Below are 23883 nucleotides of genomic sequence, written 5' to 3' on the forward strand. Positions count from 1 at the left end.
AGTCCCAGCCACACCCACCGACACCAGATGTCTTCCGACGCCCCGTCCCCACCCGACGGCGGACCGGACCTGTCGAGCGCCGATTACGACTACGCCTCCGGCGACGTCGAGCGCCCCGGCCTCGTCGACGACCTCGAGGAGCGCGTCGCCGGCGAGGTCCGCTTCGACACCTACTCGCGACAGCTGTACGCGACCGACGCCTCCGCGTACCAACAGACGCCGATCGGCGTGGTGTTCCCCCGCGACACCGACGACGTGGCGGCAGTAATGCGCTACTGTGCCGACCGCGAGATCCCCGTGCTTCCGCGGGGCGGCGGCACGTCGCTTGCGGGCCAGACCGTGAACGAAGCGGTCGTCCTCGACTTCACGAAGCACATGGACGGGATCCGCGACCTCGACCCCGAGGGGCGGGAAGCGACCGTCGACGCCGGCTGTATCGTCGCCGAACTCAACGAGGCGGCCGAACCGCACGGCCTGAAGTTCGCGCCCGACCCGGCCTGGCGCGACAAGTCGGCGATCGGCGGCGCGATCGGCAACAACTCCACCGGCGCGCACTCGCTGAAGTACGGCAAGACCGACGCGTACGTCGAGTCGTGCGAGGTCGTGCTCGCGGACGGCTCCGTCGAGACGTTCGGTGACATCGAGGTGGCGACGATGCGCGAGGAGGGCGACCCCGAGGGCGACCTGCTCGAACGGATCTACGCCGAGGTCGTCCGCGTCATCGACGAGGAGGGCGAGGAGGTGACCGCGCGCTACCCCGACATGAAGCGCAACGTCTCCGGCTACAACCTCGACGTGCTCGTCGAGGAGGCCCGCGGGCAGTGGGGTCAGCAGGGCGTTGGAGCCACAGATCCCGGCGAGGCGGGAACCGTCAACCTCGCGCGGCTCATGTGCGGAAGCGAGGGGACCCTGGGTATCGTCACCGAGGCGACCGTCTCGCTGGTCGAGGTGCCCGAGACGAAGGCCGTCGCGCTGCTCACCTACGACTCGCTGACCGACGCGATGGAGGACGTGGCCCCGATCCTCGAACACGGCCCCGCGGCCGTCGAGGTGATGGACGACACGTTCCTCGACCTGGCGCGCGAGACCGCGGAGTTCCGGGACGTGGTCGGGATGCTCCCCGACGGCACCGACTCGGTGTTGCTCGTGGAGTTCTACGCCGAGGACGACGACGACGGGCGCGAGAAGGTGGCGGGCCTCGCGGCCGACCGCTGTCCGGGCTCCGAGACGAAGGTCGCCGCGGGCGCGGACGCCGTCACCGCCGACGCGACCGCGCGGGCGACGCACGTGCTCGAGGCCCACGACGCCGACCGGCGCGCGACGTTCTGGAAGATGCGCAAGGCAGGGATGCCGATCCTCCTCAGTCGCACCTCCGACGCGAAGCACCTCTCGTTCATCGAGGACTGCGCCGTCCCGCCCGAACGCCTCGCGGACTACGTCGAGGACTTCCAGGCCCTGCTGGAGGAGGTCGGAACGTTCGCGTCCTTCTACGCCCACGCCGGTCCGGGCGTGCTCCACGTCCGACCGCTCGTCGAGACGAAGTCACTCGACGGGCTCGAGCAGTTCGAGCGCATCGCCGACGGCGCGAGCGACCTCGTGGTGAAGTACGGCGGGAGCGTCTCCGGCGAGCACGGCGACGGCCGCGCGCGAACTCAGTGGAACCGGAAGCTGTACGGCGACGACCTCTGGCACACCTTCCGCGACCTCAAGACCGCGTTCGACCCCGACTGGCTCCTGAACCCGGGGAACGTCTGCGGCGACCACAGCCTCACCGAGCACCTCCGATTCGACCCCGAGTACGCCTTCGACACCGGCTTCGAGCCGGAGTTGAACTGGGACAACGAGAACGGCTTCCAGGGGATGACGGAGCTGTGTCACGGCTGCGGCGGCTGTCGCGGCGGCCAGTCGACCACCGGCGGCGTGATGTGTCCCACCTACCGCGCGGCCGACGAGGAGATCCAAAGCACCCGCGGCCGGGCGAACCTCCTGCGCGGGGCGATGTCGGGCGACCTCCCGGACGACCCGTTCGAGGAGGAGTTCGCCTCCGAGGTCATGGACCTGTGCATCGGCTGTAAGGGCTGCAAACACGACTGCCCCAGCGGCGTCGACATGGCGAAGCTGAAGGCCGAGGTCGTCCACGAGCGCCACGAGCGCGAGGGGCCGAGCCTGCGCGACCGCCTGTTCGCGAACATCAACCTCGTCTCGCGGCTCGGCTCGGCGCTCGCGCCCGTCTCGAACCTCGCGACGAAGGTGCCCGGGTCGCGGGTGATCGGCGAGAAGGTGCTCGGAATCGCCGCCGAGCGCGACCTGCCGACGTTCCACAGCACCACGCTCCGCGACTGGTACGCAGCGCGCGGCGGCGCGACGGTGTCGGAGGCCGACGCCGAGCGCGTCGCCGTGCTCGTGCCCGACACCTACACCAACTACAACCACCCGGAGGCCGGCAAGGCGGCCGTCCGCGTCCTGGAGGCGGCGGGCGTGCGCGTCGAACTCGCGGACGTGGAAGACACCGGCCGACCGGCCCACAGCATGGGCTTCCTCGACGCCGCGCGCGAACGGACGGCCGCGGCGGTCGCGGACCTCGCTCCGCGGATCGAGGACGGCCGCGACGTGGTCGTCGTCGAGCCGAGCGAGGCGGTGATGCTCCAGTCGGATCTCCTGGACCTCCACGACTCCGAGGACGCCGCCGCCGTCGCGGCCAACAGCTACGGCGTGCTGGAGTACGTCGACGCCTTCCGACTGGACGAGCGGATGGACCTCGGGGGGTCGGGCTCTCTGACCTACCACGGGCATTGCCACCAGAAGGCGACGAAGAAGGACCACCACGCGGTCGGCGTGCTCCGGCGCGCTGGCTACGAGGTCGACCCGCTGGACTCCACCTGCTGCGGGATGGCCGGGAGCTTCGGCTACGAGGCCGAACACCACTCGATGAGCCGCTCGATCGCGTCGATCCTCTTCGACCAGGTCGACGAGAGCCCCGGCGAGGAGGTGACCGCGCCCGGGGCTTCCTGCCGGTCGCAACTGGCCGAGCGCGAGGACGCCGACGGCGACCCGCCCCACCCGATCGAGAAGGTCGCCGCCGCGGTGATCGACTGAGCCGGAGCGTCCACCGCGCTCGTCGAGCACGTCGCGACCGCGTCCGCGTCCGCAACCGCGACCGCAACCGCGTCCGCGACACGGTTAACACGGGGCGCGTCGAGACGCGGGTATGAACAGGCTGACCGCGCTCCCGCTGTTCGGCTTTCTCACCGTCTTCGGAGTGCTGTACGTCGCGGGCGCGTTCGAGGGCGTCCCGGTCGCCGAGCGCGCCGGCGGGTTCGTGCTGGGAGTTCTCACCGTGCTGGCGCTCGTCGCGGGCTACTCCTTCGCGAGGGGGTACCGCGGCGACGAGGACGAGGACGAGGACGACCCGGCCGCCTGACGCCGTCCGATCAAATCCGCCGTTCGCGCCCTCACCGTCCGCACCGTCGCCGTCGCCGCTACGTCGCGATCGCGGTCAGGCGTCGAAACTCCCGTCGAACACGCGTCCGTCGACGACGACCGTGCCGTCCGCGTCGACGGTCACCTCGTGGTCCTCGAGGGCGAACGACAGCCGCCAGTCGCCGCCGTCGTGGCCCGCGAGCATGTCGAGCACGTCCGCGTCGATCGCGTCGTGGAGTCGCACGTCGAGGTCGACGGGATCGACGCCGCGGACCGACGAGACCGCCTCGACGACGGCCGTCTGCGGCGACTGGGATCGGACTTCGTGCTCGTGCGTGCTCCGCGACCGGTCGACCTGGGTGTTCGAGTGGTTCGTCATGGCTGGCTCGACGCCGCGGGCCGACCGGAGCCACGGGCGGTACGGTCGCCCTCGACTCCGGGGTCGGTCACCGCCGCGGTTCGATACTCCGAGAAGTCGCGAACGACGTAAAAATCCGCGTCAGACGCGCGGATGACGACCGGCGGATCGCCGATCCGCCGGAGCGAGAGCGGCGACCGAACGGATCCGAGGCCGGAGTCACAGCCCGTCGAGCACGCGACCGAGCGCGTCGAGCGCGGCCGCGCAGTCGTCGGGGGCGCGCCCGAGCGACACCCGGACCCCGTCGGGGACGCCGAAGAACCGCCCCGGGACGACGAGGACGCCGGCGTCCCACGCCGCCTCGGCCACGGCGTCGCCGTCGGCCGACTCGTGTCGCAGGACGCCGAACGGGGAGTCGTCGGCGACGACGCCCTCCAGGTCCCGGCGGTCGGCGAGGAATCCCGCGAGGAGGTCGTGGTTACGCCGGCAGTAATCGCGGGCCTCGGCGACCAGTTCGTCGCGATGGGCGAAGAACCGACGGGCGAGCGAGGCGCTCGGCGTCGCGAGGCCGGGCACGTGCCGCTCGACGGTGCGCGCGCGGTCGACGAACGGTTCGGGGCCGACGAGCCAGCCCACTCGGAGACCGCCCAGCCCGTGGAACTTGGTGAGCGACCCGACCGCGACGGTCGCCGGCAGTCCCGCGGCGGTGGGGCCACCGAAGGCGGTCCGCGGGTCGGTCCCGCCGCGGCGGTCCCCGCTCGCCTCGTCCGACCGACCGACGGTGTAGGGCGCGTACACCTCGTCGACGACGAGGTGGCCGCCGCGGTCCGCGACGACCTCGGCCGTCGCCGCCAGCGTCTCGCGGTCGGTCAGTCGCCCGGTGGGGTTGTGTCGATTCGTGACGGTCGCGTGCGCCAGCGGGCCGGTGAGGCCGTCGGCCGCGCCCGCGATGCGCTCGGGGTCGAGCGGGGCGCGCGGGCCGGGGCGCTCGAACCGCTCGACGCGCGTACCGAGTCCCCGAGGGGTCTTCACCAGCGGCTCGTATCCGGGATCCTCGACGAGCGCGCGCGGCCGTCGGTCGGCGTCGGACCGCTCGCGCGCCAGCGCCGCCGCCGTCGCCGCAGCGAGGAAGCCGGCGTGGGTCGCCCCCGCGGTCGCCAGCACCCGGTCGGGCGCGACGCCGTACTCGTCGGCGACGCGCTCGCGCAGGGTCGCGTCGCTCGCGGGCGGGGCGAGCCCGCGGAGTCGGGACGGGATCGGGTCCGCGGAGTCGTCCGGACCGGCCGGCCGGAGGTCGCTGGAGCCGAGGTCGTGGTCGGCCGCCCCGGGACGCCCCTCGATCCAGTCGATGTACGCGAGCGGCGGGAACATGCCTCGGAGTTCGGGGCGCGGGTGAAAAGCGCATCTCTCCGCGGGCGTCGCGGTCCCCCTGGTGCGCTCGGTCTCCCCGGTGCGCTCGGTCACTCCGTCCCGCCCAGCGCCGCGTACGCGTCGGCGACGGCGGCGCGGGCGGCGTCCGGCGAGCCGTATCGGGCCAGGTGCGACTGGCAGTCGCAGTCGGAGGAGCCGAAACCGTCGATTGGGCCCGCCGAGAGCGTTCGGGCGATCCGGCACTCGGCGTCGACGCCGTCGCCGACGCGCTCGACGCCCGCCAGCGAGACCCCGGGGTGACCGCCGAGGTAGTCGACGTGCCAATGGCGGACGTCGTGCTCGCCGGCGGCGACCCGGCGGTGGCGGTCGATCCGCGAGAAGCCGCCGCTCCCGAGCGCGCTGCCGGTGTAAGCGTAGCCGCCGGCCGGGAACTCGCGGGTCCCGAGCGCGCCGACGCGGACCTCGATCGACTCGGGGACGGCGAACAGGAGGGTGTAGGTGCCGGCGTGGCTCACGGCGACCCGTCGACACCTCCGTCAGCGGTCGATTCCGAGGTCGCGTCGGCGTCGGCGGTCGCGTTCTCCTCGACGTCGGCGCTCGCCTCGGCGTCCGCGAGCGTCGTCTGGACGGTCTCCTCGCGCTCGTGTTCCAGCAGCCTGCGCTTGAGTTCGAGGCCGCCGGCCGCGGAGAACCCGCCGAGGCCGTCGGCGGCGACGACGCGGTGACACGGCACCACCAGCGGGACCGGGTTCCGGCCGCAGGCCGCGCCGACCGACTGGGGGGCCGTGTCGAGGTCGGCGGCGAGGTCGCCGTAGGTGCGCGTCTCGCCGTACGGGATGGCGGCCATCGCGCCCATCACGCGACCGACGAAGCCGTCGCGATAGCGGACCGAGAGGTCGAACGACTCGCGGACGCCCTCGCGGTACTCGGCCACCTGCCGCCGGATCTCGTCGGCGTCGGCGTCGACGAACGAGGCGTCGAGGGCGAGTTCGCCGCCGGGCACGGCGACTGTGATCGGGTCGTCGTAGCCCGCCGTCGGGTCCATATCGCCTCTCACACCCGGGAGCTAATCAACCCGGCGGCGAACGCCGCCGTATCGGCCGACGCGACGCCCGAGCGGCCGCGGCGACGCCGACGGCTCCATCACGACAGCGTTTTTCGCCCGCGGTCGCTATCGGGTCGTATGCGACACCCGGCAGAGCGGCTCGCCGCCCTCCCAGACGCCGAGTTCGCCGCGTTCGTGGAGCGACTGGGCGGCGTCTGGCCCGACTGGGAGGCGACCGCCTCGCCGGTCAGCCCCGACGGCACCGTCGAACTGTCGCTGTCGCGGGATGCCCCCGACGGCGACGCCGAGCGCGCGGTCGTCCGCGTGCGTCGCTCGGAGACGACCGTCGAGGAGGTGAACGACCTCGCGGTGTTCGCCGCCGAGCGGGGGCTGGCCTTCGCCGTCCTCGCGACCGTCGACGACGTCTCTCGGGACGCCGCGGCCCGCGCCCGCGCCGCTCCCGTCGAACTGTACGACGGCGTCGGGCTCGTCTCGCTCGCCCGCGACGCCGGGATCGACCTCCCGGACGCGGATTCCGCACCCGCTCTCGAGGGTGGCTCCCCCGACGAGGAGGTGGGGGACGACGCCGACCCCACGTCCGACACCGATCTCGCGTCCGACGCCGACTCCGCGCCCGATGCCGACTCCGACGGCGACTCCGGACTGGACCCGGAGTCCTGAGGCGACCGGAACCGGTAAGCGCGACCGAGCCCAGGTGTCGACAGTCGTGGACGACACCGTCGAGTGGCTCCGCTCGCGCACGTATTACGAGGGACAGATCGCCGACAGCCGCACCGTTCCCGGCCGCGAGGCCGCCGTGCGCGACGTGGACCTCGAGCCGCGGCTGGCCGACGCGCTCGCCGACGACGGGATCGAGTCGCTGTACGAGCACCAGGCGCGGGCCGTCGAGGCGGTCCGCGCGGGCGACGACGTGGTGCTCGCGACGCGGACGGCCAGCGGGAAGTCGCTGGCGTACACCGTCCCCGCGTTCGAGCGGGCGATGGACCACGGCGGGCGAACACTCTATCTCGCGCCGCAGAACGCGCTCATCGCCGACCAGGAGGAGACGCTCTCGGACCTCGCGCGCGGCCTCGGGTTCGGCTCGCGCGTCTCCGTCGAGCAGTACACCGGCCGGCTCTCGAAGTCCGAGAAGCGTGACGTGCGCGACCGCCGGCCGACGGTCCTGCTCTCGAACCCGGACATGCTCCACTACGGGCTGCTCCCCTGGGCGTACAAGCACTGGGAGTGGTTCTTCGGGTCGCTGGAGACGGTCGTCATCGACGAGGTGCACGGCTACCGCGGCGTCTTCGGCAGCCACGTGTCGCTCGTGATGCGTCGGCTGAACCGGATCTGCGAGCGGTACGGCGCGGATCCGCAGTTCGTCTGCTGTTCGGCGACCATCGGCAACCCCGTCGAGCACGCGGCGCGCGCGACGAACCGGCCCGAATCGGACTTCACGCTCGTCGACGAGGACGCCTCCGCGCGGGGACCCCGTCGGTGGCTGCTGTGGAACCCGCCCGAATACGAGGGGCAGCAGGCCGACCGGCAGTCCGGCCGCCGGCGGTCGAGCCACACCGAGACGAAGCGGATCTTCTGCGACCTGGTGCAGGAGGGTCACCAGACGCTCGTGTTCACTCGCGCGCGCCAGACCGCCGAGCGCTACGCGAGCGACTCGGCGGCCGAACTCCGTCAGCGCGGCGAACACGACCTCGCGAGTCGGATCGAGGCGTACCAGGCGAGCCTCACCGACGAGCGCCGCCGAGAGATCGAGTCGGGACTCCACTCGGGGGCGGTCGCGGGCGCGTGGTCGACGAACGCGCTGGAACTCGGCGTCGACGTGGGCGGCCTCGACGCCGTGATCCTCGACGGCTACCCCGGAACCCGGATGTCGGCGTTCCAGCAGGCCGGGCGCGCGGGCCGGGGGAGCGACGACGCACTCGTCGTCATGGTCGCCGGCGAGGACCAACTCGACCAGTACCTGATGGGGAACCCCGACGACCTGTTCGAGGGGGATCCCGAACGCGCGATGGTCGACCCCGAGAACGGAGAGCTGCTACCGAGCCACGTCGCCAGCGCGGCCGACGAGAACTGGCTCCGCCCCGAAGACGGTACGCACTTCGGCGACAGCTTCGAGTCGGTCGTGGAGTCGCTGGAGGCGGACGGCGTCCTCGAACGGATGGACACCTCCCGGGGCGACCGCTGGACGTACGACGGCCCCGGGAGCGCCCAGCACTCGATGAGCCTCCGGACGATCGACGACCGCGAGGTCGACCTCATGGACGCCCGCTCGGACGACGTGATCGCGTCGCTGTCGTTCTCCGACGCCCTGCGCGACGCCCACCCCGGGGCGATCTACCACCACCAGGGCGAGACGTACGAGGTGCACGACCTCGACCTGGATCGGGACGTCGCCCGCCTGCGACCCACCTGGGCGGACTACTACACCCGCGTCCTGACCGAGAAGGACGTGACGGTGAACGAGGACCTGCGGGCGCGACCGTTCGACGCGCGCGAGGACACGGAGATCAGGTTCGCCGACATCACCGTGACCGAGCGGATCACCGGGTTCGAGCGCCGGGACGACTCGACCGGCGAGACGATGGGGGCGCAGCCGCTGGACCTGCCGGAGACCGAGTTGCGGACGCGGGCGCTGTACTACACCGTTCCCTCGGACCTGGAGCGGGAGATGCGAGCGCTGGATGGTGGCGACGGTGGAGGGAAGAGAGACGAGGGGGGCGGCGGAGGTGACGGAACCGATGGGGACAGCGGAACCGACGGAACCGAGGGTGACGACGGAGGCGGCGGGGACGGGGGAAGCGACGGGACCGGAGACGGCGAGCCCGCGAACCGCACCGGCTTCAACGGCGGGATCCACGCGGCCGAACACGGCTCGATCTCGCTCATGCCGCTTGACCTGCTGTGTGACCGCGCGGACATCGGCGGCGTCTCGACGCCGATGCACCCGCACACGGGACGACCCACCGTCTTCATCTACGACGGCTACCCCGGCGGCGTCGGCCTCACCCGGGCGGCGTACCGCGACGCCGACGACCTGCTCGCGCGCACGGCGCGACTGATCGCCGGCTGCGACTGCGCGGACGGCTGTCCCGCCTGCGTCCAGTCGCCCCACTGCGGGAACGCAAACGAACCGCTCTCGAAACCGGAGGCGGTCGTCCTGCTGAACGCGCTCGGCGGGACGGACGAACCCGTTCCGTCCCGTCCGGCAGACGAGTGAGCGACCGATACACGTTTGGGTCGGCCGATCGTACGTCCGGTCGAGATAGTATAGTACAACGGCGGTTGTACTAAACGTTCACTCGTCGGGGAGTAAATTTCGGAAACCATTAAGTACCGCCTATGGTAACGAGTAGAACACCTCGCACCGAGGAACGATCATGACGGACACGGAACCCACTCGACGAGACGTATTGAAGGGAGCCGGCGGCGTCGGTGCCGCGGGGCTCGCAGGACTGGCCGGCTGTATGGGCATCGGCGGCGGTGGCGGCGGCAGCCCGGTCGAAGCGCTTCACGGCTGGACCGGCGGCGACGGCGCGACGGCCGCCGAGGCGCTGGAGGAGGCGTTCAACGAGGAGTATCCGGACACGGAACTCGACATGAACCCCATCGGCGGGGGCGGCAACCAGAACCTCGACGCCGTCGTCGCCAACCGGCTCCAGAACGACAATCCCCCGAGCACGTTCGCCAACTGGCCGGGCCCGAACCTCCAGCGGTACGAGGGCGTGCTCGGTGACATCTCGGACCTCTGGGAGGAGGCGGGCTTCACCGACAGTCACATCGACGAGGCCGTCGACCTCCACCAGTTCGACGGCGCGTTCCGCGCGGTTCCGCTGGGCTCGCACCGGCTGAACTGCTTGTTCTACAACGTCTCCGTCGTCGAGGAGGCGGGCGTCGACCCCGACTCCCTGAACAGCGTCTCCGCGCTCGTCGACGCGCTGGAGACGGTCGCTCAGGAGACCGACGCGACGCCCATGACCCACGGCGGGAGCGGCACCTGGACGAAGACGCAGCTGTTCGGCGCGACGCTGCTCGGCCAGGCCGGCTACGACGAGTACATGAACTTCGTCGAGGGCGACCCCTCGCGCGACGCCGTGCACGGTGCCTTCGAGTCGCTCGCGACGATCTTCGAGAACTACATCAACGACGACTCGGCGTCGATCGGGCTGACGGAGTCCAATCAGAACATCATCGACGGCGAGGCGGCGTTCATCCACCAGGGCAACTGGGCCGCGGGTGCCTACCGCAACGCCGACGACTTCGAGTACGAGTCCGACTGGGGCTTCAAGACGTTCCCCGGCACGGAGGGCATGTACACCCTCCACTTCGACTCGTTCCTCTTCCCGTCGAACAACCCGTCCCCGGAGAGCACCCGGACGTGGCTGGAGTTCGTCGGCAACGAGGCAGCGCAGGTCGCGTTCAACCAGTACAAGGGCTCGATCCCGACCCTCACCGAGGTCGACATGAGCGAGTTCGGCCCGTACCTGCAGGAGACCCGCGAGGACTTCGCGAACGCCGACCAGCGCCCGCCGAACATCCAGCACGGCCTGGGTATCACGTCCGAGCAGCGCTCGACGCTGAACGACGTGATCTCCAGCGAGTTCACCGGCCCCTACAACGTCGAAGCAGCCACCGACGGCTTCATCGACGCCGTCAGCAACTGAGCGCGTCCGCATGCGCGACTTTCTTTCGAGTACCCGAACACGGATCCGGCGGGCCGTGAGCCGCGACGCCGGAGAGAGTGGCGACGCCGACGGCGGACCGTCGGACGCCGGGGCGGAGGCCGGCCGCGGCTCCGAGGGGGACCGCGAGGTCGTCGCCGACGGCGGAACGGCCGCCGCGGGCGAGAGCGACGGGCTCCTCGACAGGCTCGACGACCGCGTCGGCGAGGACTTCACCGAGTCCGCACCGTTCTGGCTTCCCCCCTTCCTGTTGGTCGGGCTGTTCGTCTACGGCGCGATCGCGTGGAACTTCGTCATCTCGCTGACCGACTACGAGGGGTTCGTCGGCCCGGACTACTCGGACCTCGACTTCGAGATGTACGTTCGGGCGGCCAACGACTCCGGCGTCATCGACGCGACGGTCAACACGTTCCTGTTGGTCGTCGCGTTCACCGCCGTCGCGCTCACGGTGGGGATGGGACTCGCGATCCTCGTCGACCGGAACATCCGCTTCGAGAACACGTTCCGGACGATCTACCTGCTCCCGATGAGCCTCTCGTTCGTCGTGACGGCGCAGTTCTGGCTGTGGATGTACAACTTCAACAACGGCGTCGTCAACATCGCGCTCGGCGTGTTCGGGATCGGTCCGATCTCCTGGATCGGGAACTCCTCGATCGTCCTGTGGGCGGTGGTGTTCGCGCTCGTGTGGCAGTTCTCCGGGTACACGATGGTCGTGTATCTCGCGGGGCTGCGCGCCATCCCGACCGAACACTACGAGGCCGCCCGCGTCGACGGCGCGTCGACGCTGAAGATGTACTGGCGGGTCATCATTCCACAGCTCAAGGGGGCGACGATCAGCGCGGCCATCGTCCTGATGGTGTTCGCGCTGAAGGCGTTCGACTTCCTCTACTCGCTGGTCAGCGGCTACCGGCCGCCCAACGGGGCGGACATCCTCGCGACCAAGATGGTCCGCGAGGCGTACAGCACGAACAACTGGGCGTACGCGTCGGCGATCGCCATCATCCTGTTCCTGATGGCGCTGTCGATCATCGGCCCGTACCTCTACTACGAGTACGATAACGGGAACCTATGAGCGAGGCGATACACGACGACACGGCGGGCAACGCGACCGACGAGAGCGACGGACCCGAGAGCCGATCCGACGGTCTCTTGGACGGGATCGACGGCTACCGCGTGGCGCTGTACGCCGCGCTGCTGGGCCTGGTGGCGTTCTACCTCACGCCGATCGAGTCGGGACTGGTCACGGCGTTCAAGACCAACCCCGAGGGCGTCTCCTCGACGTTGCCGTTCGCGCCGCCGCCGCCGCAGTTCTTCACGCTGGAGAAGTGGCAGACGGCCATCTCGGCGCTCGGCCGCGGCATGGTCAACAGCGCACTATACGCCGTTCCCGCGACGATCATCTCCGCGCTGCTGGGCAGTTTCGCGGCGTACGGGCTGACCCAGGCGGACTGGCGCGCGCGCTACAAGGCACCCGTCCTGGCGCTGTTGGTCGCGGGTATCTTCATCCCGTACCAGGCGGTGCTGGTGCCGCTCTCGCAGTTCTGGGGCTCGGTGCCGCTGGCGGAACTGCTCACGCCCCTGTGGCTGCTCGGCGTCCCCCGCGACTACGTCGGCATCGTCGAGTTGACGATCACCCACGTCGCGTACGGCATCCCGATCTGCATGGTGTTGTTCCGGTCGTACTACCGGAACGTGAGCGAGGAGATGATCGAGGCGGCGCGCCTCGACGGGGCGACGTTCCGTCGGACGTACCGACGGATCATCTTCCCCATCTCGACGCCGATGTTCGCGGTCGTGCTGATCTACCAGTTCACCCAGATCTGGAACGACCTGCTGTTCGCGCTCATCATCGTGTCCACCGAGTCGAGCCCGGCCGCGCCGGTCGTGCTCGTGCTCGCGGGGCTTGGCGAGTCGATGGAGGGGCAGGACTTCGCGCTCCGGATGGCCGGGGCGTTCGTCGCCGCGCTGCCGACGCTCATCGTCTACATCATGTTCGGCGAGGAGTTCGCCGAGGGGGTCGCGACATGAATCGACACGTCACGCCGACCGCAACAGCGACTGTCCCGCTCCGGGACGGAGCGACGCGGAATCGCCCGCTGTCGATCCGTTCCGGCGGGACGACGAACGGAGGACTCTGACATGGCACGACTCGAACTGGACGACGTACGGAAGGTGTTCACCGACGACGACGGCTCCGACATCGTCGCCGTCGACGACGTATCGGTCGACATCGAGGACGGGGAGTTCCTCGTGCTCGTTGGGCCGTCCGGCTGCGGGAAGTCGACCACCCTGCGGATGGTCGCCGGGCTGGAGACGGTCACCAGCGGCGACATCCGACTGGCCGGTCGCTCGATCGTGGGCCAGAAGCCGCAAGACCGGGACATCGCGATGGTGTTCCAGTCGTACGCGCTGTACCCGCACATGAGCACCCGCGAGAACATGTCCTTCGGGCTGCAGGAGTCCACGGACATGGGCGACGACGAGATCGACGAGCGCGTCGAGAACGCCGCCGACCTGCTCGACATCCCGGAGCTGCTCGACCGCAAGCCCGGCGAGCTGTCGGGCGGCCAGCAGCAGCGCGTCGCGCTCGGGCGCGCCATCGTGCGCGACCCCGAGGTGTTCCTGATGGACGAACCGCTGTCGAACCTCGACGCGAAGCTCCGCTCGCAGATGCGCACGGAACTCCAGCGCATTCAGGAGGACCTGGGTACCACGACCGTGTACGTCACCCACGACCAGACGGAGGCGATGACCATGGGCGACCGGATCGCCGTCCTCGACGGCGGCGAACTCCAGCAGGCGGGGACGCCCCTGGAGTGTTACCACCGGCCGGCCAACCGCTTCGTCGCGGGGTTCATCGGCGAGCCGTCGATGAACTTCTTCGAGGCGACCGTGGAGGGCGACCGCCTCCTCACCGACCGCTTCGAGTACCCGCTGTCGGCCGACGCGGCCGACGCCGTGACGGGTGCCGACGGCGTGTCCCTGGGCATCCGCCCGGAGGACATCGAAGTGGCGGTCGCCGACGCCGCCGACGGCGACCACGCCTACGAGACGATCGTCGACGTGGTCGAGCCGATGGGCAACGAGAACGCGGTCTACCTCGGCTTCGGCGAGGACCGATCGGAGACGTTCGTCGCCACCGTCGGCGGCATGCGCCGCATCGACGCGGGCGAGCGCGTCGTCGCCCGGATCCCCGAGGACGCGATCCACCTGTTCGATGCGACCACCGGCGACGCGCTCCACAACCGCTCGCTGGACGACGCCGAGGGCGTCGAGCCCCGGATCTGAGTCCGGCCCCGGCCCCGTCGCCGTCGCGACGCATCCGACTTCTCGCGACTCGTCCCTCGCCACGCCAGCGACCGGGAGGCCCCGCCGATCCGACCGCGACGCTTCCGGGGGCACAAGCGGTATCGGCGCGGACGGCGTCCCCGCGACCATGGAGTCGATCGACGGATGAGCGGGGAGCCGCCCGACAGGGAGGACGACGGATCTCAGGGAGTGACGGGGGTGGTTCCCGGTGGTCGCGTCCGCCACGGGACGGGCGTGAACTCGACGCGCGCGTTCCCGACGGAGTCGTATCCGCACGCCCTCGACCCGTTCGTCCTGTTCGAGCGCTTCTACATCGATCCAGACCAGGGCTTCCCGATGCACCCGCATCGGGGGTTCGAGATCGTCTCGTACATGCTGGACGGCGGGATGGATCACGAGGACTCGCTGGGGGTCGCACACACCGCCCGCGAGGGCGACGCGATGCGGATCACGACCGGCGGCGGCATCCGACACTCGGAGTTCCCCGCCGGCGACGCCGGCTGCAACGGCCTCCAACTGTGGGTGAACCTCCCGCGCGACCTGAAGGAGATCGACGCCGACTACGCCGACGCCGACGCCGCGGCGCTCCCGACGACTGAACACGACGGCGCGACCGTGACCACCGTCCTCGGCGAGGGCTCCCCGCTGGAGCTACACACCCCCGTGGAGTACCGCGACGTCCGCGTCGACGACGCGTGGACCTGGACGGTGCCCGACGGCTGGTCGGGGTTCGTCTTCGGCGTCGCCGGCGCGGGCACCGTCGACGGCGACCCCCTCGGCGTCGGCGACGTGCTCCCGCTGCCGGAGGCGCGCGCCGTCGAACTCGTCGCCGACGACGGGGTCGATGGCCCGGACGCGACGACCCCCACGACCCCCGACGACGACGACGATCCCTTCCGCGTCGTCTGCGTCGCCGGGCGACCCCACGGCGAGCCGATCCGCCAGCGCGGCCCCTACGTGCTGTGAACTCGGCTACCGACGCGGTTCGTATCAGCGTTCCTACGTAATCGTGATTCAGGGAACGCTCTTTTGAGTGACGGCCGTACGGACGGGTGCGCATGAGCTACGAACTGGATCCGCTGCCGTACGACTACGACGCGCTCGAACCGCACATCTCCGAACAGGTGCTCACGTGGCATCACGACACCCATCACCAGGGCTACGTCAACGGCTGGAACTCCGCCGAGGAGACCCTCGAAGAGAATCGAGACGAGGGCGATTTCTCATCGTCTGCGGGCGCGATCCGCGACGTGACGCACAACTCCTCGGGCCACATCCTGCACGACCTGTTCTGGCAGAACATGAGCCCCGAGGGCGGCGACGAGCCGTCGGGTGCACTCGCCGACCGCATCGAAGAAGACTTCGGCTCCTACGAGGCCTGGAAGGGCGAGTTCGAGGCCGCCGCCGGCAACGCCTCCGGCTGGGCCCTGCTCGTGTACGACACCTTCAGCAACCAACTGCGGAACGTGGTCGTCGACAAGCACGACCAGGGCGCGATCTGGGGCGGCCACCCGATCCTCGCGCTGGACGTGTGGGAGCACTCCTACTACTACGACTACGGCCCCGCACGCGGCGACTTCGTCTCCGCGTTCTTCGAAGTCGTCGACTGGGACGAACCCAGCGACCGCTACGAGCAGGCCGTCCAGCTCTTCGAGTAGAGTCGACCGCGCCGCGGTCGAGCCGTCACACGACCCGTCTGCCGGCCGAGACGACCGACCGTGGGCACGGACCGTTCGCCGTCGGCCGGCCCGGTTCCCCTTCGCCGTTCAGCTCTCGTGAGCGGCGAGACTCTCGCGGACAAGCGCCGGACCGAGGGCGATTCGTCCCTCTCGGACGGAGGTGGGGTCGTTCCTCCGGGACGCGCCGATCTCGCCGCGATTGGTCCGCGGCCGCGTCCGCTCCGTCTCAGGCCTCGTGCTTGCGCGCGAGGTCGGCGAACTTCTCGCGGACCTTGCGGATCTTCGGCTCGGCGTTGAACGTGCAGTAGCTGTCCGAGGGGTTCTTCTCGTAGTAGTCCTGGTGGTACTCCTCCGCCTCGTAGAAGACCTCCAGGGGTTCGATCTCGGTGACGATCTCGTCGTCGTACGCGCCCTCGGCCTCGAGCTCGTCGACGAACCCCTCGACGGTCTCGCGCTGCTCGTCGCTCTCGTACAACACGATCGAGCGGTACTGGGTGCCCACGTCCGGGCCCTCTCGGTTCAGCGTCGTCGGGTCGTGGACGGCGAAGAACACGCCCAGCAGGTCCGCGTAGGTGACGACCTCGGGATCGAACTCGACGCGCGTCACCTCCGCGTGGCCCGTCTCCTCGCGGCACACGGCCTCGTAGCTGGGGTTCTCGACGTGTCCGCCGGCGTAGCCGGAGGTCACGGTCCGGACGCCCTCGATCTGCTTGAACGCCGCCTCGGTGCACCAGAAGCACCCGCCGCCGAACGTCGCGGTCTCGGTGTGGCTCATACCTGATCGAAGGCGCTTGCCGGGCGTAAGGCTACCGCCGTCAACTCCTCGTCGAGGGGCTCGGGTGACGGGTCGTAACCCACGGCGGGTCGCTCTTCCGTTCGCCGAACTGATGTGCCGGTGCTCCGCGTCGCCGGCGGCGTCAGCCGTCTGTCGTCGACTCCCTCGACCTCCGCGGCTCGACGCCCTCGAAGTAGCGGTCGTAGTGGGACGCACAGCCGGGATTGAACTCGATCCCGCACGCCGGACACGCGAACCCGCAGTCGAGATACGCCCGGACCGAGAGGCGCTCGCCGCAGCCGCCACACAGCACCGCCGGCTCGTCGAACCGCTCTCGCGGCCACGGCTCGGCGGGATGGTCGGCGACCGCGTCGTGACACGCCGAACACGGGACGAACGACTCACAGCAGCCGAACCGGAGCGCGATCACGTCGCGCGGGCCGTCGTAGTGGGCACATCGCGTCGCCGAGTCGACGTCGACGCCCCGAACGAGCGTGCCGTGAACTATCCGTTCCACGACCGGATCGGCGGGTCGAGCCGACAAAATCGTTCGGACAACTCGGGACCCTCGCCGGCGACCCACGACTCGGAACCGTCACCGCTGACCCACGACCTGATATCGTCGCCGGCGACACCCCCACGAATGGCGATGGCGGTCGGCGACCGTTACCGTCCGGTTTACTACGTCGACGCGTCCCCTCACGCACGATGCTCGCGAGCGCGATCGCCGGGTGGATCGATCCCGATCTTCATGGACAGTCGTTCGGGAGGCCGTCGGCGGCGCGCTCGCGACCGACCGCAGCACCCAGTTCCGTCGTCACCGACGCCTCCGGCAGAGTCGTCACTCCCAGCGCCGACCGATCGCCCCTGACGATTCCGGGGGTCTCATCCGGTATACCCGACGGATAACAATACTCGGCCCCCGTGACGTATCCATCGCTCGCCGACGAGGGTCCGTCGCCGCCCTCGACGCGAGTGACCCCGACGCGACCCCGCTTCGGTGTCTCACACCGCGGTCGCGGGTCGATCGGGGCGCAGCGGCCTGTCCGGGCGGCTCCCGACCGCCCGTCGCATCACACCCCGACCCGGCCGCGCCACCGAGCGCGGCCTCCCCCGACTCCGGTTTCGCCTCCGCGGACGACGCCCCCGTCGTCCGCCTTCCGATTCTTTGACCGGGCTTCCGACCGATCGATCGCCCGTGGGATCGACGAGCGAGTTCCGAACGGGATAGCTTATTGGTCGCAGGCGGCGAGCCACCCCTAATGGCGGATCCCGTGTTGAAGTGGGCCGGCGGCAAGCGCCAACTGCTCGAGGAGATCTACGCCCGCTTCCCCTCGGAGTTCGCGGAGTATCACGAGCCGTTCCTCGGCGGCGGCGCGGTCTTCTTCGACATGGAGCCCCGGGGCGGAACGGTCAACGACACGAATCCGCGGCTCGTCAACTGCTATCGAGTGATTCGCGACCGACCCGAGGAACTCGCCGACCGACTCGCCGCGTTCGACGACCCGGAGAGCGACCCGGATCCGGAGCTCGCGTTCGCCGCCGAGGACTGGAAGGACAGGTCGGTCGACCAGTACTTCTACCAGCAGCGCGCGCGGTTCAACCGACGGGCATACGCCGACGAGACGTGGCCCGACGACGAGCGGTCGCGGATCGAGGAGGCGGCGCTGCTGGTGTACCTGAACCGGACGTGTTACAACGGCCTCTACCGCGAGAACAGCGACGGCGGCTTCAACGTCCCCATCGGACGGTACGCCGACCCGGACTGGGTCCAGGCCGATCGGATCCGCGAGGCGAGCGACGCGCTCGCGCGGACCGAGATCCGAAACGAGGACTTCGAGTACGTCCTCGACGCCGCCGCGGAGGGCGACCTGGTGTACGTCGATCCGCCCTACGAGCCGATGTCCGCGACGGCCGACTTCGCGGAGTACAGCGCCGAGGGGTTCGATCGCGACGATCAGGAACGCCTCCTCCGGGTGGCGTCCGAGTTGGACGAGCGGGGCGTGAACGTCGTCCTCTCGAACAGCGGCGTGACGTTCGAGCGCTACCGCGAGGCCGGGTTCGACGTGACGAGGGAGGGCGCGACGCGCAGCATCAACAGCGACGAGACCGCACGCGGCGAGGTCGACGAGATCATCGCGACGAACGTCCCCGAGGAGGAGCGGTCGGAGTCGCCGGGGCAGGCGTCGATCGCCGACTTCTGAGACGGGATCGGGGGCGATCCGGACGGCTTCGAACCCCTTCCGGGTGCTGTTCGGCCTCGCTTCGCTCGTCCAGAACAGCCGGGGGCGGGATTCGAACCCGCGAAGTCTCGATTACAAGTCGAGTGCATGCACCGCCCATGCTCCCCCGGCGCGGGGCACCGCGAGGATACTGTGTCCTCCGGTTAATCGCTATCGCTTCGCGTCCTCGACGCGCTTCTGTAACTCGACGCGGTGGGGTTCGTAGCCGTTTCGTCGGTAGAACCGCCGCGCGCGCTCGTTGTCCGCCATCGCCTCCAGCGCGACCGCGTCCGCGCCGGCGTCGACCAGCGCCGCCTCCCCGCGGGCGAGCAGTCGCGAACCGACGCCGTCGCCGCGGTACGCCGGTCGGACGTAGAGGTTGTGGACGACCCCCCGGCGGAGCGTCCGCTCGTAGCCGCCGGTCTCGATCCCGCAGGTGAGAAAGCCGACGACGCCGCGCTCTCGCGCCGAGTCGGGGCCGCCGGCGGCGACATCGCCGGCGACGTGGGCGACGAACAGGCCGCCCGTGACGACCGCGCGGGCGGCGGCCTCGCGGGCGGCGGCCCGGTTCTCCTCCCCGCGGAGCGTCGTCCCGTGGATCCGCTGGCCCTCCGCGAGCGCGACCCAGAGGTCCGCGACCGCGTCCGCGTCGTCCATCTCTCCCTCGCGGACGGCGACCGCCTCGTCGCCGGCGCGTTCCCCCGGATCCTCGAAGCCTCCCGTCACATCCGATCGTGTGCGTCGACCGGCTTGGCGTTTGTGCACGTGAGTGACGCAGACGGACGTCCTCCCGTCATCGTCCCGCGGTTCGAAGCGATCGCTGGCGATTCGGTCGAAGATCCGGCGGCGAACGGGTCGTGGACGTGACGGCTGGGAGGTTCCTGTCGGACTCCCGACGCCGTACGGCGGCGTGAGCGAAGCGTTAAGTGTGTTCGGTGACCCCGAACCCGTGAGAAGTACCAACAATGGGCATCAGCGAAACGTACACACGCGGGAGGGCACTCGCCGTGGACCGACCGTTCGCGCTCGCCGCGCTGACGGTCGTCGCGCTCCTGTTTCTCGACGTGATCAGACAGGTGGCGACGCCGGGCGGGCTCACGGGCATTCGCCTTGCCACGTATCTGTGGGACGGCCTCGTCGTCGGCCTGTCGATCGGAGTCGCGGGCGTGGGGCTCTCGATGACGTACAGCATTCTGAACTTCGCGAACTTCGGCCACGGCGACTACGTCACCTCCGGCGCGTTCGCCGGCTGGGCCGCCACGTGGGTGGTCGCCGGCGTCGGACAGTTCGACCTCTCGACGCTGCTTTTCATCGGGTCGGTGTCGACGCGGGAGCTCGGCGTCTCGATGCTCGAGACCCCGCTCGCGATCATCGTCGGGCTGGCCGTGGCGGCGGTCGCGACGATCGTCCTCTCGCTCGTCATCGACCGACTCGTCTATCGGCCGATGCGCGACGAGGGAGGGATCACGCTGTTGATCGCGTCGATCGGCGTCGCGCTCGCGCTCCGATACAGCATCTACATCGTCTTCGGACAGCGCACGCGCGGCCTCACCGACGCGCAGTCGGTTCCGGAGTTCGCGATCGCGATCGGGGCCGGGTCGCTGGAGATCGGCGGCCACGAGATGACGCTCGTCGTCGTCGCGGCCGCGCTGATGCTCGGCGTCCACTTCCTGCTCCAGACGACGAAGCTCGGAAAGGCGATGCGGGCGATGGCGGACAACGAGGACCTCGCGCGCGTCACCGGCATCCCGACCGAGCGGGTCGTCCGCTTCACGTGGATCATCGGCGGCGGGCTGGCCGGCGCGGGCGGCTTCCTCATCGCGCTGGAGCGCGGCGCGATGAACTTCCAGTTCGGGTGGATCCTCCTGTTGCTCATCTTCGCGGCGGTCATCCTCGGCGGCATCGGGTCGATCTACGGGGCGATGTTCGGCGGGATCACCATGGGGCTCGCACAGAGTCTCTCGCTGGTGTGGCTTCCGAGCGAGTTCTCCACGGTCGCGGCGTTCGCGGTGATGATCGTCGTGTTGCTCGTGAAGCCCGACGGGCTGTTCTCGGGGGTGACGACCGCGTGAGCGTCGTCGCCGACGGCGACCGCGAGGTCCCCGGCTGGACGCCGTACCGCGAGTGGTTCCGCGACCGGTGGGCCGAGGGCGGCGCGGTCGCGTGGGGTACCGCGCTGGGCCACCTGCTCGTGGGGGCCGTGGTGTTCGCGCTCGTGGCCGGCTTCGACCTCGGCACGCTCCCGCTGGGCGGGAGCCTCATCTGGTTCCTCTATCTGACGATCACGGTCGGGGTGTTGTACGCCGCGACGGCCCCGCCCGCCGAGCCGTACGTGACATGGCTCGAGGACCGCTGGATGGACTCGGACACGGACAAACTGCTCATCGTCCTGGGCCACGTCGTCGTCGTGTTCTTCGTGTTCGCGGTCGCGCTCGGTCTGCCGTTCAACGGGCTGATGGGCGCGCTCGCGTCGGTGTTCTTCTTCACCGCCGTCTACGCGATGATGGTGTTGGCGCTCAACCTCCATTGGGGGTACGCCGGGGTGTTCAACATCGGCGTCGCCGGATTCATGGCCGTCGGCGTGTACGTGATGGCGATCCTGTCCTCGCCGACGGAGGGCGGGGCCGCGTCCGTCCCGGGGTTGGGGCTGCCCCTCCCGATCGGAATCGCCGGCGGCGTGCTCGCGGCCGCGCTCGTCGGACTGGTCGCAGCGCTGCCGGCGCTGCGACTGCGCGCCGACTACTTCGCGATCGTCACCGTCGCGCTCTCGGAGATCATCCGCCTGACGCTCAACTCCCGGGCGCTCCAGGAGTTCTCGGTGCCGTGGGTGAGCCTCGAGGGGGGCGTGTCGCTGACGAGTCGCGTGACCGGCACCGGCGGCGCGACCGGGATAACGATGCCCGGCAACCCGCTTCGCCTCCTGTTTTACGACGGGTTCGGCGCGGGCGCGGAACCCGCGCTGCTCGGGTCGGTGCTGTTCCCGCTGTTCGAGGGGCTCCGGATCGAACTGATCCCGCCGGGGTCGTCGTGGCTCGGGATCGTTCCGCTGCCGGCGTTCACGCTGGATCTCGCTATCCAGCCGTCGGTCATCAGCAACTGGGCGTACGTGGTCGTGTTGACCGGGTTCGTCGCGCTGTTTTACGTCCTGCTGGCCCGCACGGGCAACTCCCCGTTCGGGCGCGTCCTCAAGGCGATCCGCGAGGACGAGATCGTCGCGCAGTCGCTCGGCAAGGACACCCGGCGGTTCAAGATCGTCGCGTTCATGGTCGGCTGCGGGCTGATGGGGCTGGGCGGCATCCTCTGGCAGGGGAGCCAGGGGTTCACCAACCCGGGCGCGTTCCGGCCGATCATCACCTTCTACATCTGGGTCGCGCTCATCATCGGCGGGGCCGGGTCCAACACCGGAAGCGTGCTCGGCGGCGCGCTGTTCGCCGGCGCGATCTGGGAGGGGCCCGTGTACGTCCGCCGAGTCGTCACCAACTACGTCGAGTTCGGAGACACGCCGAGCACCTTCCCGGGCGCGGTCGCGCCGTTCGTCGAGGGCGAGGTGCTCCCGTTCCTCGCGTTCCTGCTCGACAACGTCTCGGCGCTGCGATTCATCCTGGTGGGCGTCATCCTCGTGTTGCTGATGCAGACGCGCCCCGAGGGGCTGCTGGGCCACCGCAAGGAGGAGGCCGCTGCGATCTCGCTGGGGCGTCCGTCCGCCGGCGACGACGCCGCGACCGACGGGGGTGAACAATGAGCGCCGACGCCGACTCCGATACTGACGCCAACGTCGACGCCGATCCGGCGACGGGAGACGCGACGCCGACGGAGACGACGGACGGCGAGGAGGTCGACGCCGCGGGGGCCGGGCGCGTCGCCGCCGACGCCGCCCACCCGCTGGTCGTGGAGGACCTCCACAAGACGTTCGGCGGGATCAAAGCCGTCGACGGCGCGAGTTTCTCGGTCGCCGAGGGGTCGCTGACGGGACTCATCGGCCCGAACGGCGCGGGCAAGTCGACGACGTTCAACTGCATCACGGGCGTCCACACGCCGACCTCGGGGACCGTGACGTTCCGCGGGCAGGACATCACCGGAATGTCCCCCCATCGGGTCGCCCAGCAGGGGCTCGTGCGGACGTTCCAGATCGCTCGCGAGCTGCCCGAAATGACCGTCCTCGAGAACATGATGCTCGCGCGGCAGGGACAGACCGGCGAGCGTCTGATCCACTCGGTGTTGCCGGGGCTGCGCGACCGCGTCGTTCGCGAGGAGGAGGAGCTGCTGGAGCGGGCCTGGCAGCAGCTGGAGTTCTTCGAGATCGATCACCTCGCCGACGAGTACGCGGGCACCCTCTCGGGCGGACAGCGCAAGCTGCTGGAGATGGCGCGCGCGCTGATGACCGACCCCGAGATGGTGCTGCTGGACGAACCGCTCGCCGGCGTCAATCCGACGCTCGAGGAGAAGCTGCTCGACCGGATCCACGAACTTCGCGAGCGGGGCAACACGTTCCTGCTCGTGGAACACGACATGGACGTCATCATGAACAACTGCGAACACGTCATCGTCATGCACCAGGGGCAGGTGCTCGCGGAGGGTACTCCCGAACAGATCACCGGCAACGAACGCGTCGTCGAGGCGTATCTCGGAGGCGACGTATGAGCGGTGCGGGACACGAACGGAGTGAGGGTTCCGGTGAATCGAGCGGGGAGCAGCCCGAACCGCGAGAAAGCGAGGCCGACCGAAGGAAGGCCTCGAATCGAGCGGGGAGTGAAACGACCCGCGAAACAAGCGAGGCCGACCGAAGGAAGGCCTCGAATCGAGCGGGGAGTGAAACGACCCGCGAAACAAGCGAGGCCGACCGAAGGAAGGCCTCGAATCGAGCGGGGAGTGAAACGACCCGCGAAACAAGCGAGGCCGACCGAAGGAAGGCCTCGAATCGAGCGGGGAGTGAAACGACCCGCGAAACAAGCGAGGCCGACCGAAGGAAGGCCTCGAATCGAGCGGGGAGTGAAACGACCCGCGAAA

The 23883-nt window shown here is 69.9% G+C and carries 20 protein-coding genes, 1 tRNA gene and 1 pseudogene; 14 read left to right on the forward strand and 8 right to left on the reverse strand.

All coding sequences use genetic code 11. The features are described 5' to 3' along the window. Nucleotides 1-27 precede the first annotated feature (27 nt). Nucleotides 28-3096: an FAD-binding and (Fe-S)-binding domain-containing protein gene (locus tag Hbl1158_RS09660; RefSeq protein WP_234297041.1), complete on the forward strand. Its 3069-nt coding sequence runs from the start codon at nt 28-30 to the stop codon at nt 3094-3096. Between the two features lie 112 nt (nt 3097-3208). Further along, nucleotides 3209-3421, forward strand: a complete 213-nt coding sequence (locus Hbl1158_RS09665) for a hypothetical protein (RefSeq protein WP_234297042.1) — start codon at nt 3209-3211, stop codon at nt 3419-3421. Between the two features lie 75 nt (nt 3422-3496). Here Hbl1158_RS09665 and Hbl1158_RS09670 read toward each other — a convergent pair whose 3' ends face one another. From Hbl1158_RS09670 to Hbl1158_RS09685, 4 genes and pseudogenes are all read right to left on the reverse strand, one after another. Then, entirely contained in the window at nt 3497-3799 is a 303-nt protein-coding gene (locus Hbl1158_RS09670) for a HalOD1 output domain-containing protein (RefSeq protein WP_234297043.1), read from the reverse strand. A 198-nt stretch (nt 3800-3997) separates the two neighbouring features. After that, nucleotides 3998-5149, reverse strand: coding sequence for a pyridoxal phosphate-dependent aminotransferase (locus Hbl1158_RS09675; RefSeq protein ID WP_234297044.1), 1152 nt, complete (start codon nt 5147-5149; stop codon nt 3998-4000). An 89-nt stretch (nt 5150-5238) separates the two neighbouring features. Then, the gene (locus tag Hbl1158_RS09680; protein ID WP_234297045.1) at nt 5239-5664 is read right to left on the reverse strand and encodes a GIY-YIG nuclease family protein; all 426 of its coding nucleotides are present in this window, start codon (nt 5662-5664) and stop codon (nt 5239-5241) included. Between the two features lie 98 nt (nt 5665-5762). Next, nucleotides 5763-6164, reverse strand: a pseudogene (locus Hbl1158_RS09685) (methylated-DNA--[protein]-cysteine S-methyltransferase); the annotation flags it as partial. A gap of 168 nt (nt 6165-6332) precedes the next feature. On the opposite strand from Hbl1158_RS09685, the gene Hbl1158_RS09690 reads away from it, so the two are divergent. From Hbl1158_RS09690 to sod, 8 genes are all read left to right on the forward strand, one after another. Next, nucleotides 6333-6875, forward strand: a complete 543-nt coding sequence (locus Hbl1158_RS09690; RefSeq protein ID WP_234297046.1) for a restriction endonuclease — start codon at nt 6333-6335, stop codon at nt 6873-6875. Between the two features lie 46 nt (nt 6876-6921). Further along, complete coding sequence (locus Hbl1158_RS09695; protein ID WP_234297047.1) at nt 6922-9429, forward strand: DEAD/DEAH box helicase; 2508 nt, start codon at nt 6922-6924, stop codon at nt 9427-9429. 160 nt (nt 9430-9589) lie between these two features. Continuing rightward, entirely contained in the window at nt 9590-10873 is a 1284-nt protein-coding gene (locus Hbl1158_RS09700; RefSeq protein ID WP_234297048.1) for an ABC transporter substrate-binding protein, read from the forward strand. Nucleotides 10874-10928: 55 nt separating this feature from the next. Continuing rightward, nucleotides 10929-11963 carry a sugar ABC transporter permease gene (locus Hbl1158_RS09705; RefSeq protein WP_234297049.1) on the forward strand — a complete coding sequence of 345 codons (1035 nt, stop codon included), beginning with the start codon at nt 10929-10931 and terminating at the stop codon, nt 11961-11963. Then, nucleotides 11960-12919: a carbohydrate ABC transporter permease gene (locus tag Hbl1158_RS09710; RefSeq protein WP_234297050.1), complete on the forward strand. Its 960-nt coding sequence runs from the start codon at nt 11960-11962 to the stop codon at nt 12917-12919. Before Hbl1158_RS09705 ends, Hbl1158_RS09710 begins: the two co-directional genes overlap by 4 nt. Before the next feature lie 111 nt (nt 12920-13030). Further along, the gene (gene ugpC / locus Hbl1158_RS09715) at nt 13031-14179 is read left to right on the forward strand and encodes a sn-glycerol-3-phosphate ABC transporter ATP-binding protein UgpC (RefSeq protein ID WP_234297051.1); all 1149 of its coding nucleotides are present in this window, start codon (nt 13031-13033) and stop codon (nt 14177-14179) included. A gap of 165 nt (nt 14180-14344) precedes the next feature. Beyond that, nucleotides 14345-15166 carry a pirin family protein gene (locus Hbl1158_RS09720; protein ID WP_234297052.1) on the forward strand — a complete coding sequence of 274 codons (822 nt, stop codon included), beginning with the start codon at nt 14345-14347 and terminating at the stop codon, nt 15164-15166. A gap of 92 nt (nt 15167-15258) precedes the next feature. Next, complete coding sequence (gene sod, locus Hbl1158_RS09725) at nt 15259-15858, forward strand: superoxide dismutase (RefSeq protein WP_234297053.1); 600 nt, start codon at nt 15259-15261, stop codon at nt 15856-15858. A gap of 247 nt (nt 15859-16105) precedes the next feature. Here sod and msrA read toward each other — a convergent pair whose 3' ends face one another. Next, a complete protein-coding gene (gene msrA, locus Hbl1158_RS09730) occupies nt 16106-16654 on the reverse strand; it encodes a peptide-methionine (S)-S-oxide reductase MsrA (protein ID WP_234297054.1) in 549 nt (182 codons plus the stop codon). 142 nt (nt 16655-16796) lie between these two features. Beyond that, nucleotides 16797-17171, reverse strand: a complete 375-nt coding sequence (locus Hbl1158_RS09735) for a CHY zinc finger protein (protein WP_234297055.1) — start codon at nt 17169-17171, stop codon at nt 16797-16799. Nucleotides 17172-17916: 745 nt separating this feature from the next. On the opposite strand from Hbl1158_RS09735, the gene Hbl1158_RS09740 reads away from it, so the two are divergent. Beyond that, nucleotides 17917-18858: a DNA adenine methylase gene (locus Hbl1158_RS09740; protein ID WP_234297056.1), complete on the forward strand. Its 942-nt coding sequence runs from the start codon at nt 17917-17919 to the stop codon at nt 18856-18858. Between the two features lie 76 nt (nt 18859-18934). Here the strand turns inward: Hbl1158_RS09740 and Hbl1158_RS09745 are convergent. After that, nucleotides 18935-19008, reverse strand: a tRNA-Thr gene (locus tag Hbl1158_RS09745). 39 nt (nt 19009-19047) lie between these two features. Then, on the reverse strand, nt 19048-19602 hold the full coding sequence (locus tag Hbl1158_RS09750) for a GNAT family N-acetyltransferase (protein WP_234297057.1): 555 nt from the start codon (nt 19600-19602) through the stop codon (nt 19048-19050). Between the two features lie 239 nt (nt 19603-19841). Here Hbl1158_RS09750 and Hbl1158_RS09755 point away from each other — a divergent pair, with 239 nt between their 5' ends. From Hbl1158_RS09755 to Hbl1158_RS09765, 3 genes are read left to right on the forward strand one after another with little or no spacing between them, the layout of a single operon-like run. Next, nucleotides 19842-20948: a branched-chain amino acid ABC transporter permease gene (locus tag Hbl1158_RS09755; RefSeq protein WP_234297058.1), complete on the forward strand. Its 1107-nt coding sequence runs from the start codon at nt 19842-19844 to the stop codon at nt 20946-20948. Beyond that, a complete protein-coding gene (locus tag Hbl1158_RS09760) occupies nt 20945-22618 on the forward strand; it encodes a branched-chain amino acid ABC transporter permease (protein WP_234297059.1) in 1674 nt (557 codons plus the stop codon). Before Hbl1158_RS09755 ends, Hbl1158_RS09760 begins: the two co-directional genes overlap by 4 nt. Continuing rightward, the gene (locus tag Hbl1158_RS09765; RefSeq protein WP_234297060.1) at nt 22615-23517 is read left to right on the forward strand and encodes an ABC transporter ATP-binding protein; all 903 of its coding nucleotides are present in this window, start codon (nt 22615-22617) and stop codon (nt 23515-23517) included. Before Hbl1158_RS09760 ends, Hbl1158_RS09765 begins: the two co-directional genes overlap by 4 nt. Nucleotides 23518-23883 lie beyond the last annotated feature (366 nt).

Source organism: Halobaculum sp. CBA1158 (genome assembly GCF_021431925.1).
Taxonomy (GTDB): Archaea; Halobacteriota; Halobacteria; order Halobacteriales; family Haloferacaceae; genus Halobaculum.